Genomic DNA, 14,930 nt, shown 5'->3' with positions numbered 1-14,930 from the left:
TGCCGTTGGCCCGCGAGGATCCACCTCCTGCTTCTGCTCTCACGTTCACGGGTGGGACGCGTTCATTTCAATTCTCCGTATTTTTTCTGTCAATGCGAACCGGTCGCCCACTGTCTCGCGGGTACTCGACCGTTGCTACGTGAAACAACGACTTCCCCGGCCCGGCTTCGCCTTCTTCCGGGTCGGAAAAACGACTATTTATTTAGCTTTACTGATTGAATGGCATGGATGAAATCCTGCTCATTCCCGATTTCATCCAACCTGAAGCGATTGCCCGACTACCCGATTACCGAATGCCTTCGGGCAATTCCGTCTTCCGGTTCAAGCGCCCCGACAAATCACCCACGCCGCCGAATCCACCTCGACGGCCACGGCTTCCAGCCCGGCACCCGAACAGGGTCCGTCGATGCACACGCCATCGTCGAACCGGAACAGCGCACTGTGATGCGCACACATCAGCACCTGGGACCGATAGCAGGAAACGTTGCCCGGCACGAAATCGAGCGGAACCGAGAAATGCGGACAACGGTTCACGTACGCCCACACCTGCTCCCCGCGCCGCACGACGACGACGGGCCGCCCGATGCACGCTTCGTCGACGACCCGTGCCCCGCCGTCGGGCACATCGGAGAAGCGACAGAGTTGCGTGGCCCCCATGACTCACACTCTCCGCTCGGGATTGCCGAGGCTCCAGTCCCACGGACGCACCTCGACCCGCGAGAACAGCCCTTCCTTCACGTACGGATCGTTGCCGACGAACTGCATCACCGCATCGATGTCGTCCGCCTCGACGACGAGCAGCGTGCCGTTCATCGCATCGCCCTGCGGATCGAGCGTCGGCCCGCCGAGCCGCACATACACGCCGTGCTGCGCGGCGGAACGCAGGTAGCTCCGATGCGTGGACCGCACGCGGTCGCGCACCTCGCGCATCCCGGGCTGGTCCGTCGCAAACACCGCAAAGAATCGCGCCATGTCGGTCAGCTCCGGTCGAGCACGAAGTCATACGCCGCTTCGCGGTACGCGCCGCTCAACCCGAACCGGCGCGCCAGCTCGTCACCCGCGGCACGCGGACGATAGGCAACCATCAACGACGGCTTCACGCCGAAGACGGCATCCGACTTCAGATACGCGTCCTCCTCGTCGAACAGATGCGTGACGAGCTTGCGGCAGCCCGGCGCGTCGATCATGAAATGCAGGTGCGCGGGCCGCCACGGATGGCGTCCGGTGGCATCGAGCATCGTCCCGACCGGGCCGTCGGTCGGAATCGGATAGCTGACCGGCAGAATCGTCGTGATCGCATACCGGCCTTCGGCATCGGTCCGGTAGCGGCCGCGCAGATTGCCGTGCGGCTGTGCCTTGTCCTGACCGGAATACATGCCGTTGTCCGCGGTCTGCCACACGTCCAGCACGGCGCCCGGCACCGGCGCGCCGTCGGTGGCGAGCACGCGGCCATGCACGATGGCCGGCGTGCCGGGCGTGAACGCCATGTTCTCGCCATACGCACGGTCGGGCATGCCCTCGATGTAGAACGGCCCGAATACGGTCGTTTCCGTCGCGCCTGTGGCGAAGCGATGGTTGATCGCATCGACCAGCATCGATACGCCCAGCGTGTCCGACAGCAGGATGAATTCCTGGCGCACGACGTCATCGCACATCTGCCCGGTTTCGGTCAGGAAGCGGATTGCGGCCATCCACTCGGCCTCGGTCAGCTCCGTTTCGCGGACAAACGCATGCAGATGCCGCACGAGGCTCTGCATCAGCACGCGCAAGCGCGGGTTCGGCGTACCGTCGAAGCTGGCGACGACCTGCTCGGTCAGCCGGGTGTCGCCGTCATGATGATCATTCGTCACGTTCGTCTCCTTGGAGGCGGCCGGCCGCTCACTGCGGCTCGCGCCCTTCCCACGCATGCTGAAGCAACTCGCGAATCGGCGCGCGTTCGATCGGCCGCGGATTCGCGTAGGGATTCCGGCAGGCGAGGTCGGCGGCTTCGTCGAGGCCCGCTTCCGGCATGCCGACGTCGGCAAGCGCCGCCGACAGGCCGAGCCGCCGATTCAACCGGAACAATAACGGGCCGGCGTCGGCCGCGTCGGTGCCGCCCAGCGCCCGCGCGACACGACGCAGCGCGTCGGGTGCCGCCGCATGGTTGTAGTGCGCGGTATGCGGCAACATCGCGGCGTGCGTCTGCGCATGCGGCAGATTGAAGGTGCCGCCGAGCGTATGACAGAGCTTGTGGTGCAACGCCATGCCGACCGCACCGAGACATGTGCCGGCAAGCCATGCGCCGTACAACGCGCGGCTGCGCATCTCGCGGTCGTCGGGCGCGCGCACGATCGCGGGCAGCGCCTCGCCGAGCGCACGGATCGACTCCTCGGCCATCAGGCTGATCACCGGGTTCGCATCTTCCGCATAGAGCGCTTCGACCGCATGCGCCATCGCGTTGACGCCGGACGCCGCCGAAATCCCCGGCGGCAGCGACACGGTCAGGGAGGGGTCGTAGAGCACCGTACGCGGCAGCACGCGCGCATCGCGCCCGGTGCGCTTCAGCCGGCCTTCCGTGAGCCCGAAGATCGGCGTCATCTCCGAGCCCGCGTAAGTCGTCGGCACGGCGAGGATCGGCAGCGACGACTCGAGCGCGATCGCCTTGCCGAGCCCGATCGTCGAGCCGCCGCCGATCGCGATGCAACAGTCCGCGCCCAGTTCGGCGGCCATCTCGCGCGCGGCACGTACCACCTCGACCGGCACGTGCATCACGGCCTGCGCGCATACGCCGGCCGCCCGCTCGCCGAGCACGTCCCTGACGCGCTCCGCGAGCGGCTGCTGCTCGGGCGTCGACAGAATCAGCGCGCGGTGCGCGCCGAGCGCGGACAACTCGTCCGGCAGCCGTTCGAGCGCACCCCATTCGAACACGACGCGCGACGGCGTTCCCTGATAGACGAAGCGCTCCATCTCGGCCTCAGCGCTTGAAGTGCGGCGGCACCTTGCCGTCGACGTTGACCCACACCGAGCGCGCTTCCGTGTAGTCGTGCATCGCCTCGAAGCCCATCTCGCGGCCGTAGCCCGACTTCCCGATGCCGCCGAACGGGCTGCCCGGATTGACGCGCTTGTAACAGTTGATCCAGCACATGCCCGCGTCGATCCGCGACGCCATCCGGTGCGCACGGGACAGATCGTTGGTCCAGAGTCCGCTGCCGAGCCCGTATTCGGTCGCGTTGGCGATCGACAGCGCCTCCTCGTCGCTGCCGAAGCGCAGCACGGTGACGAACGGGCCGAACACTTCCTCCTGCGCGACGCGGTCGGCGGCGCTCTTCGCCTCGATCACCGTCGGGCGCACGTAGTAGCCGTTGGCAAGCGCCGCATCCTGCGGCGCGCTGCCGCCGGCGAGCACACGGCCGCCCTGCTCGCGCGCGACGTCGACGAACGACAGCACGCGGTCGAGGTGCTGCCTCGACGTGAGCGGGCCCATCTCGGTGTCCGGATCCAGCGGGTTGCCGACGCGGATCGACGAGGCCAGCGACACGAAACGCTCGAGGAATTCATCCGCGATACGTTCATGCAGCACGAGACGCGAACCCGCGATGCACGCCTGCCCCTGGTTGTGGAAGATCGCCCATGCGGCGCCGTTGATGGCCGCATCGAGGTTCGCGTCGTCGAACACGATGTTCGCGCCCTTGCCGCCCAGTTCCAGCTGCACACGCTTCAGGTTGCCCTGCGAGGCCTCGACGATCCGGCGGCCCGTCGCCGTCGAGCCGGTGAACGCGATCTTCCCGACACCGGGATGTTCGGCGAGCCGCTGGCCGGCCGTATGCCCGTAGCCGGGGACGATATTGACGACACCGGCCGGGAACCCGACCTCGGCCATCAGTTCGACGATACGCAGCGTCGACAGCGGCGTGATTTCCGACGGCTTGAGCACGACCGTGTTGCCCGCGGCCAGCGCCGGGCCCATCTTCCAGCTCGTGAACATCAGCGGGAAATTCCACGGCACGATCTGGCCGACGACGCCGATCGGCGCGCGCTGCACGTAGTTCAGGAAGCCGGTTTCGACCGGAATCACCGAGCCCTGCAGCTTGTCGGCCATCCCGCCGAAGTAGCGGAAGCAGCCGGCCGTGCGCGGCACGTCGAGCGCGCGCGAATCGCGGATCGGGTGGCCGGTGTCCAGCGATTCGAGCTGCGCGAGTTCCTCCGCGTTGGCTTCGATCGCGTCGGCGAGACGCAGCAGCAGCCGGCCGCGTTCGGCCGCCGGCATCGCCGACCACGCCGGGAACGCACGGGTGGCGGCATCGACGGCCAGGTCCACGTCCGCCGCGGTGGCGGCGGCGATCTTCGTGATCAGCGAGCCGTCGTGCGGATTGAGCACGTCGATCGTGCCGCGGTCGACGGCGTCAACGAAGCGCCCGTCGATGAAGAGTTGGGTTTGCATGAATCGTCCTCGATATTGCGCGCATGCGCTGCTTAGAACTCGATCGGATAGGGCGCAAGCTCGCCGTGCTCGTATCGTTGCGGAAGGTCCGGCGTCGCGTTTTCCCAGACCAGCAGCATCGAGCGCTTCGTCGAGTAGCCCTGGTGCCGGATGTCGGCGGGCATCGCGCAAATGTCGCCGGCCCGCATCGTGATGCGCGCGCGCGGCGCACCGGTGTTCTTGTCGCCGATGTCCCACACGATTTCGTCGGACAGTTGCAGGAACCATTCGACGCGGTCGTTGCCGTGGAACACCGGCAGGATGAATTCCTCGGTGGTCGGGCAGAACAGGCTGCGCCCGCACACGGAGGTGACCGACGGATTCCACGTCACGTCCGAACGCGACAGGTACTTGAACAGGTTGAACGCGTGCAGCTCGCCTTCGAAGCCGGGCTCGACATGCACTTCGGGCTCGTCCTGGCCGACGTCGAGGAACGCGCGGTTGACCGGCAGTTCGTCGCGCAGCGGCGAGTCGCCTTCGAGGCCCGGCATGCGGCGCGTCGCGATGCGCGTGCGTTCGATCGCCGCGCCGTTCTCGCCATGCTTGCGACCGAATGCCGTGCCGGTTTCCTCGGGCGCCGCGAACGGATCGAAGCCTTCGTTGGTCCAGTCGTGCAGCATGGCCTTGAAGGTCGCCATGATCGTCGGCGTGTCGAACGTCTCGGTGTAGTCGACGCCAGCGTCCTTCAGGATCCCGTTGAACGTGCCCGCATAGACGTCCACCTTGCCGTAGTGATTGCGCGTGCCGAACACGTGATCGAAATTCACCCAGCCGTAGAAGAAGCCCCACGCGACGTCGCGCATCATCGCGCGCAGGAACGCGTCCGCGGGTATCGCATGCGTGCGGGTCTGGCCTTTCGCCGGCCAGCTGATCTTCACGAAGTACTCGTCGCGCTGGAACGCGAACGCGCCGAGCTGGAAGCCGCGGTAACCGGTGGCGGCATCGGCTTGCGTGGCGTGCACCAGATCGGCGGCAAAGCCGGAGGAAAGGTCGAGGGTCTCGAGGGTGGCCATAACGTGTCTCCTGGAATAGTCGATTGGGGCGATCGGTTCGATCAGTGCAGGCAGATATCGGCCCACTTCTCGACGGACAGCTCGCCGAGCACGGTCTGCACGAGCGCGACGCCCGGCTTGCCGGCAGCGAAGCGATACGCGCAGCCGGCCGGCAGCAGCACCTGGTGCCCCTTGCGCAGGACGACGTAGCCCATCTCGCGGCCCGCCGGCTGCATGCCGGCGCTCACGGTGCCGCGGCCGGTGGTCGGCGGGTTGTCGAGCTTGATGAATTCGATGCGGACTTCGCCATCCATCTGGATCGCGAACTCGTCGTGCGCGCACGCAAACCACGGCGACAGGCCGTCGGTTCGCAGCACTTCGATCACGTATTCGAGGTTCTTGCCGGCGACGACCTTTTCATAGGGGGCCGACTTCGATGCCACCTCGAACACGTTCGAGAAGGCGTAGTGCCGTGCGCTGCCGCTGGTGATTTCGATCTCGCCCTTGCTGTAGCCGTCGAGCGAGCCAAAGACGGTGTGGAATGCCGTGTCGGTCATTGCTGTCTCCTGAGTTGAACCGCTTGTTGGATTCAACTCTAGGGGCAAGGGCGCCCCTCAACAAGGCAACGGACCGCGACTACGGCATTTGCGTTTCGCGAATAATCGCCCGGCTCAGCGGACCCAGCCGCGCTCCAGCAGCGGACGGTCCCATGGCGACTCGTCGCCGATGTATTCGGCGAGGAATTCGACCAGCGCCTTCACCTTCAACGCCTGCCGCTGCGTTGCGGGATAGACGGCGGCGAAGCTCAGCGGCGCGATCTGGAAGTCGGTGAGAATGGGCACCAGCCGGCCCGCGACGAGCGCGTCGCTCGCGACCAGCGTGGGCAGGCACACGACGCCGCCGCCCGTCAGCGCATATTCGCGCAACAGGTGCACGGAGTTCGAGCGGATCATGCCGGGCAACTCCATTTCGACGACTTCGTCGCCGCGCGTCATCGTCCAGCGGTTGCGCGATGGATAACCCGAATACAGCGCCGTGGTGTGCTGCAGCAATTCGCGCGGATGGTGTGGCGCACCATGTGCTTCGAGGTAGGCGGGCGACGCGCAGAAGAGGCGCCGGACCACGAACAGCCGCCGCTCGATCAGCGACTCGGAAATCGGCGGGAAGATCTGGAACGCGATGTCGAACCCTTCTTCGACAGGGTCCACGACACGGTCATTGACGATGATGTCGAGCTGGATGCCCGGGTAGCGCCGATGGAATTCGGCGAGCGGCACACCGAAGTGATCGAGCGCGAAACCGGGCAGCATCTGGATGCGCAGCCGCCCGGTCGGCGTCGCGCGCAGTTCGCGCATCTGGTCGGTCAGCTCGTTGACGCGCCCCACCACCTCCGCGCATTCGCGGTAGAAAGTCTCGCCCACCTCGGACAGCCGCACGTGGCGCGTGCTGCGATGGAACAGCGGCGCGTTGACGAACTTCTCCAGCTGCTGGATCCGGTTCGTCACGACCGAACTGGTGACCCCAAGCTGTCGCGCCGCTTCCGCGAAACTGCTCGCCTCCGCGACCCTGACGAATGCCTCGATGCTCAGAAACCGGTCCATACCGCGCCTTTCCCGAAAGCGAAACTGCCAGTCTAACCGCACCTGCCGGCCGGTTGAATCATGCACCAGGCGTCACACTGTCACCCGACAGGTGTCAATCCCGCCGGGCGCCGGGCGCGGGTACGACCGAGCGGCACGTTACGGCTGCTCGCCCGCCGTCAGCTCCGGCTGCACGCCCACGCGACGCTGCAGCACGGCCGGCGCGGTTTCCCGCAGCAGCATGCTGACCACGATGCCGAGCAGCACCGCACCCATCGGCAGCCACAGAATGTTCTGGATCCCGAAGTGCGCGGCGACGTAGCCGCCCATCGCCGGCGCGATGCCGCCGCCGAAGATCTCGCCGACACCGACCACCACGCCGATCGACGTCGACACGAGGCCGACCGGCGCGGCTTCGGTCGCCACCGGGCCCGACAGCAGCGACACCAGCCCGAGCGTGAAGAACGACGCGACGAACAGGACGACGAACAGCGCGACCGGCTGCGGGCCGAGGCCGCGGAAAATGTAGAGCATCACCGCCGTGCCGGCGAAGCCCACGATGCTCGCGATGCGGCGGCCCACCAGGTCGGACAGGCCCGGCAGCCCGAACTGCCCGAAAAAGCCGCCGAAGCCGATCGCCGACACCACGAGACCCATCTTCTGCGTGCCGAGCGACAGGTAGTCCGTCAGGTACAGCGGCAGCAGCGCGCCGAGCACGAACACGCCGGTCATCGCGCAACAGAGCGCCGCCATCGCGACGAGGATGTTGCGGCTCTTGAGCACATGCCCGAGCGAGGCCGGCGCGTGTTCCGACGCGACCGCCTTCGTGCGCTTCGGCTCGCGGATCACGAAGAACATGATCGCGCCGAGGATCAGCCCGGGAAGGGCCACGAGCGCGAACACCCAGCGCCATGACACGACGTTGAGCAACTGGGTCGCGATGATCGGCGACAGCGCCAGCCCGAACAGCGCGAAGCCGCTTTGCTGCAGCCCGAGGTTCAGGCCGCGCCGCCGCGGGTGCGACGCGTCGGCGGTCGCCGCGAAGCTGGTCGGGCAGAACGAGCCTTCGGCAACGCCCATCAGCCCGCGGATCGCGATCAGGCCGAGCAGCCCGCCGGCGAGCCCCGAGAAGCCGGACAGCAGCGAGAACGCGACGATGGCGGGGATCAGGACCTTGCGGCGGCCGACCTTGTCGGAAATGCCGCCCATCAGCGCCGCGAAAATGCCCCACGACAGGCCGAGCACGCCGATGCAGTTGCCGACGTCCTGCGCGGTCAGGTTGAGGTCCTTCATGATCGAAGGGAACAGCGGCGCGATGAGCCAGCGGTCGAGGCCGACCAGCCCGAAACCGAGCGCCAGCAGCGTCACCGCCTTCCATTCATAGGAGGTATCCCACTCGTTTGCTTTCATGTCCGTCTCCGTGGATGGGTCCGCCTGCACGCGCCGGAGCAACCGTGCAGGGGCCAGGTCCGTTGTCTTGTATGTGCGATGCGACGCGAGTCGCGAGGAAGTGGCGGCCGCCTTTCCGGTTGCAGGCGTCGAATTCAATCAGCCGACGCCCGAACGATAGGTGCGCGGATGCAGATCGGGTATGGAACAACCGGCGAACGCGCCATTCGCGAAATGCAAATAATCGACGGCGCGGTGCGGGAGGCGTCAGCGGACAGCGCGGAACGCGCGGCGGCAGGGGCCGAATCGGGCGAATGCGCGCGTCACGGGGGGAATCCCTCATAGACATCGGCGGACCGGTTTCGGTCGCCCTTCGATGACGAAAGGATCCGATTTCATTCAAACCGCCATCAGGGGAATATTTTTCCACGCACCGGCGAACTATCAGCGCATTTTGGATCCTTTTTCCCCGCTCCCCCTCGTATCATTTCTCCCATTCCGAAGAGAAAGAGCCAGAGAAGGACATGAGCGATACCCCCCCGCTGCACTACCTCGACTACGCAGCCACCACCCCTGCGGATCCCCGCGTGATCGAAGCGATGACGGCCTGCCTCGGTGCCGACGGCATCTTCGGCAATCCCGCGTCGAGTTCGCACGCCGCCGGCCGGCTGGCGAAGGAAAAAGTCGAGCACGCACGCGCGCAGGTCGCCGCGCTGATCGGCGCGGAAGCCGACGAGATCGTCTGGACGTCGGGCGCCACCGAATCGAACAACCTCGCGCTGAAGGGCTACGCGGAGACCGCGACCGGCAAGCGCCACCTGATCACGAGCCGCCTCGAACACAAGGCCATCCTCGACACGATGGCGCACCTGTCGACGCGCGGGATGACCACGACCTGCCTGTCGCCCACGACCGACGGCGAAATCACCGTCGACGCCGTGGCGGCGGCCATCGGCCCCGATACAGGCCTCGTGTCGCTGATGCTCGTCAACAACGAGCTCGGCACGCTGACCGACATCGGCGCGATCTCGCGCATCGTGCACGCGGCCGGCGCGCTGCTGCACGTCGACGCCGCGCAGGCGCTCGGCAAGACGCCGATCGACGTGCGCGCGCTCGGCATCGACCTGCTGTCGACGTCCGCGCACAAGGTCTATGGTCCGAAGGGCATCGGCGCGCTGTTCGTGCGCCGCGACATCGCCGATCGCATCGCACCGCAGATTCACGGCGGCGGACACGAACGCGGCCTGCGCTCGGGCACGCTCGCGACGCATCAGATCGTCGGGATGGGCACCGCCTGCGAGCTGGCCGCCGAAAAACTCGAGCGCGAAGCCGTGCGGATCGCGGCACTCAGCGCACGCCTGAAGGATGCGCTGCTCGCGCTCGGCGACATCACGCACAACGCGGCAGCGGCACGCCGCATCCCGCACACGTTGAGCCTCACGGTGAACGCGCCGGGCTTCTTCCCGTTCATGCTCGGCGATTCGCTCGCCGTGTCGTCGACCTCCGCGTGCCACTCGACCAGCGGCGCGCCGTCCCACGTGCTGACCGCGATCGGCCTCGATGCGCAAGCCGCGGCCCGCACGGTACGCATCAGCTTCGGCCGTTTCACGACCGAGCAGGACGTCGATTTCGCGGTCGCGTGTTTCGCACGCGCGCTCGAGCAATGCCGGGCCGCGGCAGCGACCGGCTTCACCGCGTCGCGGCAGATCACGCCGGCTGACCTGAAGGCGATCCGCCATGCCGGCTTTCGCGCGGTGATCTGCAACCGGCCGGACGGCGAAGGCGCCGATCAACCGGCATTCGACGAGATCGCTGCCGCCGCGCGCGAACTCGGCCTCGACGCGCGCTATCTGCCGGTCGAACGCGATCGGATCGGCGATGCGGAAGTCGACGCGTTCGGCGCGCTGGTCGATGCGCTGCCAAAGCCCGTGCTCGCCTATTGCCGAAGCGGGAGCCGCTCCGGGATGCTGTGGAATCGGCTGACGGCGCGGCGAACCGCGACGGCCTGAGCACGACACGCACGCCATGAAGCACCACCCGCGTTCGCACACGAAGCCGACACGTCGACGCGCGGTCGCGCGGGTGGCGCCCCCCTCGAACGCAGTGCGCGTCAGCCATCACGCGCCGTACGCGTCCAGCGCCTTCAGCGGCACGTGCAGACTCTCCTCCGCGGCAAACGCCTCGAGCAGGTAATCGACGGTCGCCTGCACGCGCGACGCCTTCAATGCGCGATGCGGATACTGCATCGCCATCTCGTAGTTGCCCGGCAGGTGATGGCGGCGCAGCACCACCTTCAACGCGCCGGCACGCAAATGCGTCCACGCGAGATGCACGCCGACTTGCGCGATGCCCAGGCCGTCGCATGCCGCCTGAAGCACCGCCTCCGGCGCCGAGAAGGTCAGCGGGGCCGACTCGCCGGGATCCAGCGTGACGATGCCGTCGCCGCGCGCCTTGAAGTTCCACGTCGCGACTGCTCCGCCGAGAAACCGTCGCGCGATCAGCCGATGCGCACCGAGCGCGTCGGGCGTGCGCGGCACGCCATGTTCGGCCAGATACCGCGGTGACGCGACCAGCACGGTATTCATGCGGAAGATCGGGCGCGACACCAGCGCCGAGTCGTGAATGTTGCCGCCGCGTATGACGATGTCGTAGCCGTCGCGCACGACGTCGACGATGCGGTCGTCGAAATCCGCCTCCACGAGCAAGCCGGGATACCGGGACAACAATCCGGGCAGCACCGGCTGCAACTGCTCGCGCCCGAACGCCGAGCTGGTCGAGATGCGCACGCGGCCTTGCGGGCCGAGGCGCTGCGCGACGATGCCGTCGACGGCCGCATCGAGCGCGTCCAGCGCGATACGCGCCTGCCGAAGAAACGCGCTGCCTTCTTCAGTGAGCTTCAGCGTGCGCGTCGTGCGATTCATCAGCCGGACGCCCAGCGCTTTCTCCAGGCCGGCGACGTTCTTGCTGACGGCCGCCGACGTGATGCCCAGCATGCGGCCCGCCGCCGCGAAACTGCCGCCATCGGCCGCATGAACGAACGACAGAATGGCGCGCGTGCGTTGTGACAGATCCAAGGCATCCTCCATCGGTGTCCACGTCGAACAGTACGTCTTCCCGCTGCGTCGATTATCAACCTCGAGTTGAAGGCGACTCAACCCGGACACAACTTCCGGTTGCGGCCTGCGCTGCCGACAATGCGTCATCGTTCAACGGATTGCAAAGGACCTCGCATGCTGGCAACCATCGTTTTCGACAGTGGCTACGGACACACTGAAAAGCAGGCGCAAGCCGTCGCGCAAGGCGTTCGCCGGGTACCGGGGGCCGAAGTCCGGCTCGTCGCGGTCGCCGACGGCGAGATACCGTGGGACACGCTCGCCGCCAGTGACGCGATCATCTTCGGATCGCCCACGTACAACGGCTCGGTCAGCTCGCGGCTCAAGAAATTCATGGAGGACTCGACGCGCCCCGCGTGGATTCCGCAGACGTGGCGCGACAAGATCGCGGCCGGCTTCACGAACTCCGGCGCACAGCACGGCGACAAGCTCAATTCGTTGATGACGATGGCGCTGTTCGCGGCGCAGCACGGGATGATCTGGGTCGGGCTCGACCTGTTCGCCGGCACCGCGGCAAACGAACGCAACCGGATCGGCGGCTGGCTCGGCGCGATGGCGCAGTCCGACGACGTATCGCCGGAACTGTCGCCGATCGCCAGCGACCTCGAAACCGCCGCGCATCTCGGGCAGCGCGTCGCCGAGCTGGCCGCGCGGTTCAAGGCGTCCGCGTAACGCGCGCAATCGACGCAAGCACGCATCGGCACGCGGAGCGCCGGCCTGCTCCGCGCCGCAACAGGAGATCGACGTGAAACTGCTGTGCCTCGATGTACCGCTGCCCGGCGCCAGTCCGGCCGCGTATCAACCGCATCTGCTGGACGAAGTGCGCTACGGGTGGGAACTGGTGAAGCGCGGGGTCGTCCGCGACATCTATCTCCGGCAGGACCGCCCGGGCGTCGCGATCATTGCCGAATGCGCGTCGGTGGAGAGTGCGCGCGAGGCGCTGCGCGAATTTCCGCTGGCGAAGGCCGGGCTCATCGATTGGGACATCATTCCGCTCGGGGCGTTTCTGGGGTGGGAAGCGCTGTTTGCGTCGGGCGACGCGTGAAGAGCCACCTGGGCGGCGCGCATCGTTCGGGTTGAACTCGATGCCGCGCTGTCCCACATCCATCCGTCTGCCTCCTGGCATCGGTCTGTCCGGCATCCCGCCTCGCCACGCGGATCGATGCCATGCCGGGCGCGGAGCGCGCTGTTGCACCGCCCATCGCATTTCAGCCAGTACGGGTCATCCCTGATTCGTCCGGATTTCTTACAAAAATGCAAACCGGCAGGCGATGCCCCCGAACGGTGCATGCATCCGGCATTTCATCCGCATTGCCGAAATCCGATAGCGTCGCGATATTTGGCTTCATACCGTTCCCGCATCGGACCGGAAAGCGACTGTCATCCCTGCATGACATCGCGTGCCGCCGACGAATTCCAGGAGCGGGCGCCAGCGCCGGGCCCGGGCAGCGATGACGGTCCTGCCATGCAGGACATTCGTGACGGAGCAAACATGGATGCGAAAATCCGGCCTGATTCAGGCACCGACAGTGACGTAAGCCTCCTCCACAAGATGGGATACGCGCAGGAGCTCTCGAGACGCATGAACGGCTTCTCGAACTTCGCCGTATCGTTTTCCGTAATCTGCATTCTGTCGGGCGGCATCACCGCGTTTCAGCTCGCGTTTTCCGCGGCCGGCGGCGCATCGATCGGCCTCGGCTGGCCGCTCGGCTCACTGTTCGCGCTGATCGTCGCGGTGTCGATGTCGCAGATCGCGTCCGCGTTTCCGACCGCCGGCGGCCTCTATCACTGGGGCGCCATCCTCGGCGGGAAGAAATGGGGGTGGATGACGGCGTGGCTCAACCTGATCGGCCTGATCTTCGTGATCGCCGCGATCAATTTCGGCACCTACGATCCGTTCTTCAAGACGCTGATCGCCCCGATGTTCGGCGTCAGTCCGGACAGCCTGACCTGGTGGCACCAGACCGCGTTCATCGCGCTCATCACCGTCTCGCAGGCGATCCTGAACGCACGCGGCATCAAGATCGCGAGCAAGATCACCGACCTGTCCGGCTACCTGATCTTCGTCGTGACGATCGCGCTGGTCGTGTCGCTGCTGGTCTACTCGCCGGTCGCGTTCGACCTGCACCGGCTCGTCACCTTCACCAACTTCACGGGCGTCGACGGCGGCGCATGGCCGAAACAGGCCACGCCGTTCGCGTTCCTGTCCGGCCTGCTGCTGGTGACCTACACGATCACGGGCTTCGACGCGTCCGCGCACACGTCGGAGGAGACGCACGACGCGGCGAAGAACGTGCCGCGCGGCATCATCGGCTCGGTGTTCTGGTCCGCGGTGTTCGGCTACGTGATGGTGTGCACGTTCGTGCTGGTGATGCCGGACCTGACCGCCGCGATGAAACAGGGCACCGGCTTCTTCGAGGCCATCCTCGCGCCGATCCCGAAGACCCTGCGCGTCTGCCTCGAACTCGCGATGTTCTTCATCAACTACGTGTGCGGGCTCGCCGCGATCATGTCGACGTCGCGCATGATGTATGCGTTTGCACGCGACGGCGGGCTGCCGGCATCGAAGCTGCTGCGCAGCGTGAATCACAACCATCGCACGCCCGGCCCCGCGATCTGGACGTGCGCGGTGCTCGCGATCGTCGTCACGTTGTACGGCGACGCGTTCTCGGTCCTGAGCGCGGGCAGCGCGGTGTTCCTGTTCATCTCGTATGCGATGCCGATCGGCTCGGGGATGTTGGCCGAAGGGCGCACGTGGACCGAAAAGGGCCCGTTCCAGTTGGGCATCTGGTCGAAACCGTGTGCGTTGCTCGCGCTGGTGGGCGCCTGCGTGCTTGCGTACGTCGGCATCCAGCCGCCGAACGAGAAGGTGCTCTACGTGCTGGTTGTGTTCGTGGGCGTGCTGATGGTGATCTGGTACGGCTTCGGCGTGCGCAATTCGTTCGCGGGGCCGCCGGTGCTCAAGGACACGCGCAACGACGAGCGTATTCGCGAACTCGAGGCGAACGTCGATCCGTCGGTGTGAAGCGACACCGGCTCGCAGCCAGCGCAAAAAATCCGGCTCGCATAAACTGCGAGCCGGATTTTTTTACATCGCTTCGGACTGCAAGAAGTTCAACCGCGTCGGCAGTCGAACCCAGTCGAACCCGATTTCAGCGCCTTAGCCGTAGACCGGGAAACGCTGCGTCAACTCCGCGACGAGCCCGCGCACGCGCTCGATCGTCGCCGCATCTTCCGGCGCTTCCAGCACGTCGGCGATCAGGTTGCCGACCTTCTCCGCTTCCGCCGGACCGAAGCCACGCGTCGTCATCGCCGGCGAGCCCAGGCGGATGCCGCTCGTCACGAACGGCTTTTCCGGATCGTTCGGGATCGCGTTCTTGTTCACCGTGATGTGCGC

At 66.5% G+C, this 14,930-nt stretch carries 14 protein-coding genes and 1 pseudogene; 4 read left to right on the top strand and 11 right to left on the bottom strand.

Going from position 1 to position 14,930, the window contains the following annotated elements; all coding sequences use genetic code 11:
• Positions 1-321 precede the first annotated feature (321 nt).
• The 9 genes from DIE22_RS37335 to DIE22_RS37295 form a co-directional block, all read right to left on the bottom strand.
• Complete coding sequence (locus DIE22_RS37335) at positions 322-657, bottom strand: Rieske 2Fe-2S domain-containing protein (RefSeq protein WP_057926406.1); 336 nt, start codon at positions 655-657, stop codon at positions 322-324.
• Positions 658-660: 3 nt separating this feature from the next.
• Entirely contained in the window at positions 661-972 is a 312-nt protein-coding gene (locus tag DIE22_RS37330) for a YciI family protein (protein WP_124501897.1), read from the bottom strand.
• Positions 973-977: 5 nt separating this feature from the next.
• Positions 978-1,850 carry an intradiol ring-cleavage dioxygenase gene (locus DIE22_RS37325; RefSeq protein ID WP_124607503.1) on the bottom strand — a complete coding sequence of 291 codons (873 nt, stop codon included), beginning with the start codon at positions 1,848-1,850 and terminating at the stop codon, positions 978-980.
• Positions 1,851-1,878: 28 nt separating this feature from the next.
• Positions 1,879-2,946 (bottom strand): maleylacetate reductase, encoded by a 1,068-nt coding sequence (locus DIE22_RS37320; RefSeq protein WP_124607502.1) that lies wholly within the window; start codon positions 2,944-2,946, stop codon positions 1,879-1,881.
• 7 nt (positions 2,947-2,953) lie between these two features.
• Positions 2,954-4,420, bottom strand: coding sequence for an aldehyde dehydrogenase family protein (locus DIE22_RS37315; protein WP_124501894.1), 1,467 nt, complete (start codon positions 4,418-4,420; stop codon positions 2,954-2,956).
• Positions 4,421-4,452: 32 nt separating this feature from the next.
• Positions 4,453-5,472, bottom strand: coding sequence for a hydroxyquinol 1,2-dioxygenase (locus tag DIE22_RS37310; RefSeq protein ID WP_124607501.1), 1,020 nt, complete (start codon positions 5,470-5,472; stop codon positions 4,453-4,455).
• Between the two features lie 41 nt (positions 5,473-5,513).
• Complete coding sequence (locus DIE22_RS37305; protein WP_124607500.1) at positions 5,514-6,008, bottom strand: hydroxyquinol 1,2-dioxygenase; 495 nt, start codon at positions 6,006-6,008, stop codon at positions 5,514-5,516.
• Between the two features lie 114 nt (positions 6,009-6,122).
• Positions 6,123-7,052, bottom strand: coding sequence for a LysR family transcriptional regulator (locus DIE22_RS37300; RefSeq protein ID WP_124607499.1), 930 nt, complete (start codon positions 7,050-7,052; stop codon positions 6,123-6,125).
• Between the two features lie 138 nt (positions 7,053-7,190).
• Positions 7,191-8,441 carry an MFS transporter gene (locus DIE22_RS37295; RefSeq protein ID WP_124501890.1) on the bottom strand — a complete coding sequence of 417 codons (1,251 nt, stop codon included), beginning with the start codon at positions 8,439-8,441 and terminating at the stop codon, positions 7,191-7,193.
• A 503-nt stretch (positions 8,442-8,944) separates the two neighbouring features.
• Between DIE22_RS37295 and DIE22_RS37290 the strand changes: the two genes are divergently transcribed.
• A complete protein-coding gene (locus DIE22_RS37290; protein WP_124607498.1) occupies positions 8,945-10,429 on the top strand; it encodes an aminotransferase class V-fold PLP-dependent enzyme in 1,485 nt (494 codons plus the stop codon).
• 108 nt (positions 10,430-10,537) lie between these two features.
• On the opposite strand, the gene DIE22_RS37285 is transcribed toward DIE22_RS37290, so the two are convergent.
• A complete protein-coding gene (locus DIE22_RS37285) occupies positions 10,538-11,494 on the bottom strand; it encodes a LysR family transcriptional regulator (protein ID WP_124501888.1) in 957 nt (318 codons plus the stop codon).
• 156 nt (positions 11,495-11,650) lie between these two features.
• Between DIE22_RS37285 and DIE22_RS37280 the strand changes: the two genes are divergently transcribed.
• The 3 genes from DIE22_RS37280 (at position 11,651) to DIE22_RS37270 (ending at position 14,558) form a co-directional block, all read left to right on the top strand.
• Complete coding sequence (locus DIE22_RS37280; protein WP_124607497.1) at positions 11,651-12,205, top strand: flavodoxin family protein; 555 nt, start codon at positions 11,651-11,653, stop codon at positions 12,203-12,205.
• A gap of 73 nt (positions 12,206-12,278) precedes the next feature.
• A complete protein-coding gene (locus DIE22_RS37275) occupies positions 12,279-12,578 on the top strand; it encodes a superoxide dismutase (protein WP_124501886.1) in 300 nt (99 codons plus the stop codon).
• Between the two features lie 447 nt (positions 12,579-13,025).
• Entirely contained in the window at positions 13,026-14,558 is a 1,533-nt protein-coding gene (locus DIE22_RS37270; RefSeq protein ID WP_124501885.1) for an amino acid permease, read from the top strand.
• Positions 14,559-14,693: 135 nt separating this feature from the next.
• On the opposite strand, the pseudogene glyA reads toward DIE22_RS37270, so the two are convergent.
• A pseudogene (gene glyA, locus DIE22_RS37265) lies at positions 14,694-14,930 on the bottom strand (serine hydroxymethyltransferase); the annotation flags it as partial.

This window comes from Burkholderia sp. Bp9142 (assembly GCF_003853415.1).
In the GTDB taxonomy this organism is placed as follows: domain Bacteria; phylum Pseudomonadota; class Gammaproteobacteria; order Burkholderiales; family Burkholderiaceae; genus Burkholderia.
Note: the sequence above shows the minus strand (reverse complement) of the source record. Positions and strands in the feature narration are given on the sequence as shown.

What these genes read in the sequence shown, in the direction of transcription:
- DIE22_RS37335 (WP_057926406.1), bottom strand. Translation starts at nt 657, where the DNA reads ATGGGGGCCACGCAACTCTGTCGCTTCTCCGATGTGCCCGACGGCGGG.
- DIE22_RS37330 (WP_124501897.1), bottom strand. Translation starts at nt 972, where the DNA reads ATGGCGCGATTCTTTGCGGTGTTTGCGACGGACCAGCCCGGGATGCGC.
- DIE22_RS37320 (WP_124607502.1), bottom strand. Translation starts at nt 2,946, where the DNA reads ATGGAGCGCTTCGTCTATCAGGGAACGCCGTCGCGCGTCGTGTTCGAA.
- DIE22_RS37315 (WP_124501894.1), bottom strand. Translation starts at nt 4,420, where the DNA reads ATGCAAACCCAACTCTTCATCGACGGGCGCTTCGTTGACGCCGTCGAC.
- DIE22_RS37310 (WP_124607501.1), bottom strand. Translation starts at nt 5,472, where the DNA reads ATGGCCACCCTCGAGACCCTCGACCTTTCCTCCGGCTTTGCCGCCGAT.
- DIE22_RS37305 (WP_124607500.1), bottom strand. Translation starts at nt 6,008, where the DNA reads ATGACCGACACGGCATTCCACACCGTCTTTGGCTCGCTCGACGGCTAC.
- DIE22_RS37300 (WP_124607499.1), bottom strand. Translation starts at nt 7,052, where the DNA reads ATGGACCGGTTTCTGAGCATCGAGGCATTCGTCAGGGTCGCGGAGGCG.
- DIE22_RS37295 (WP_124501890.1), bottom strand. Translation starts at nt 8,441, where the DNA reads ATGAAAGCAAACGAGTGGGATACCTCCTATGAATGGAAGGCGGTGACG.
- DIE22_RS37290 (WP_124607498.1), top strand. Translation starts at nt 8,945, where the DNA reads ATGAGCGATACCCCCCCGCTGCACTACCTCGACTACGCAGCCACCACC.
- DIE22_RS37280 (WP_124607497.1), top strand. Translation starts at nt 11,651, where the DNA reads ATGCTGGCAACCATCGTTTTCGACAGTGGCTACGGACACACTGAAAAG.
- DIE22_RS37270 (WP_124501885.1), top strand. Translation starts at nt 13,026, where the DNA reads ATGGATGCGAAAATCCGGCCTGATTCAGGCACCGACAGTGACGTAAGC.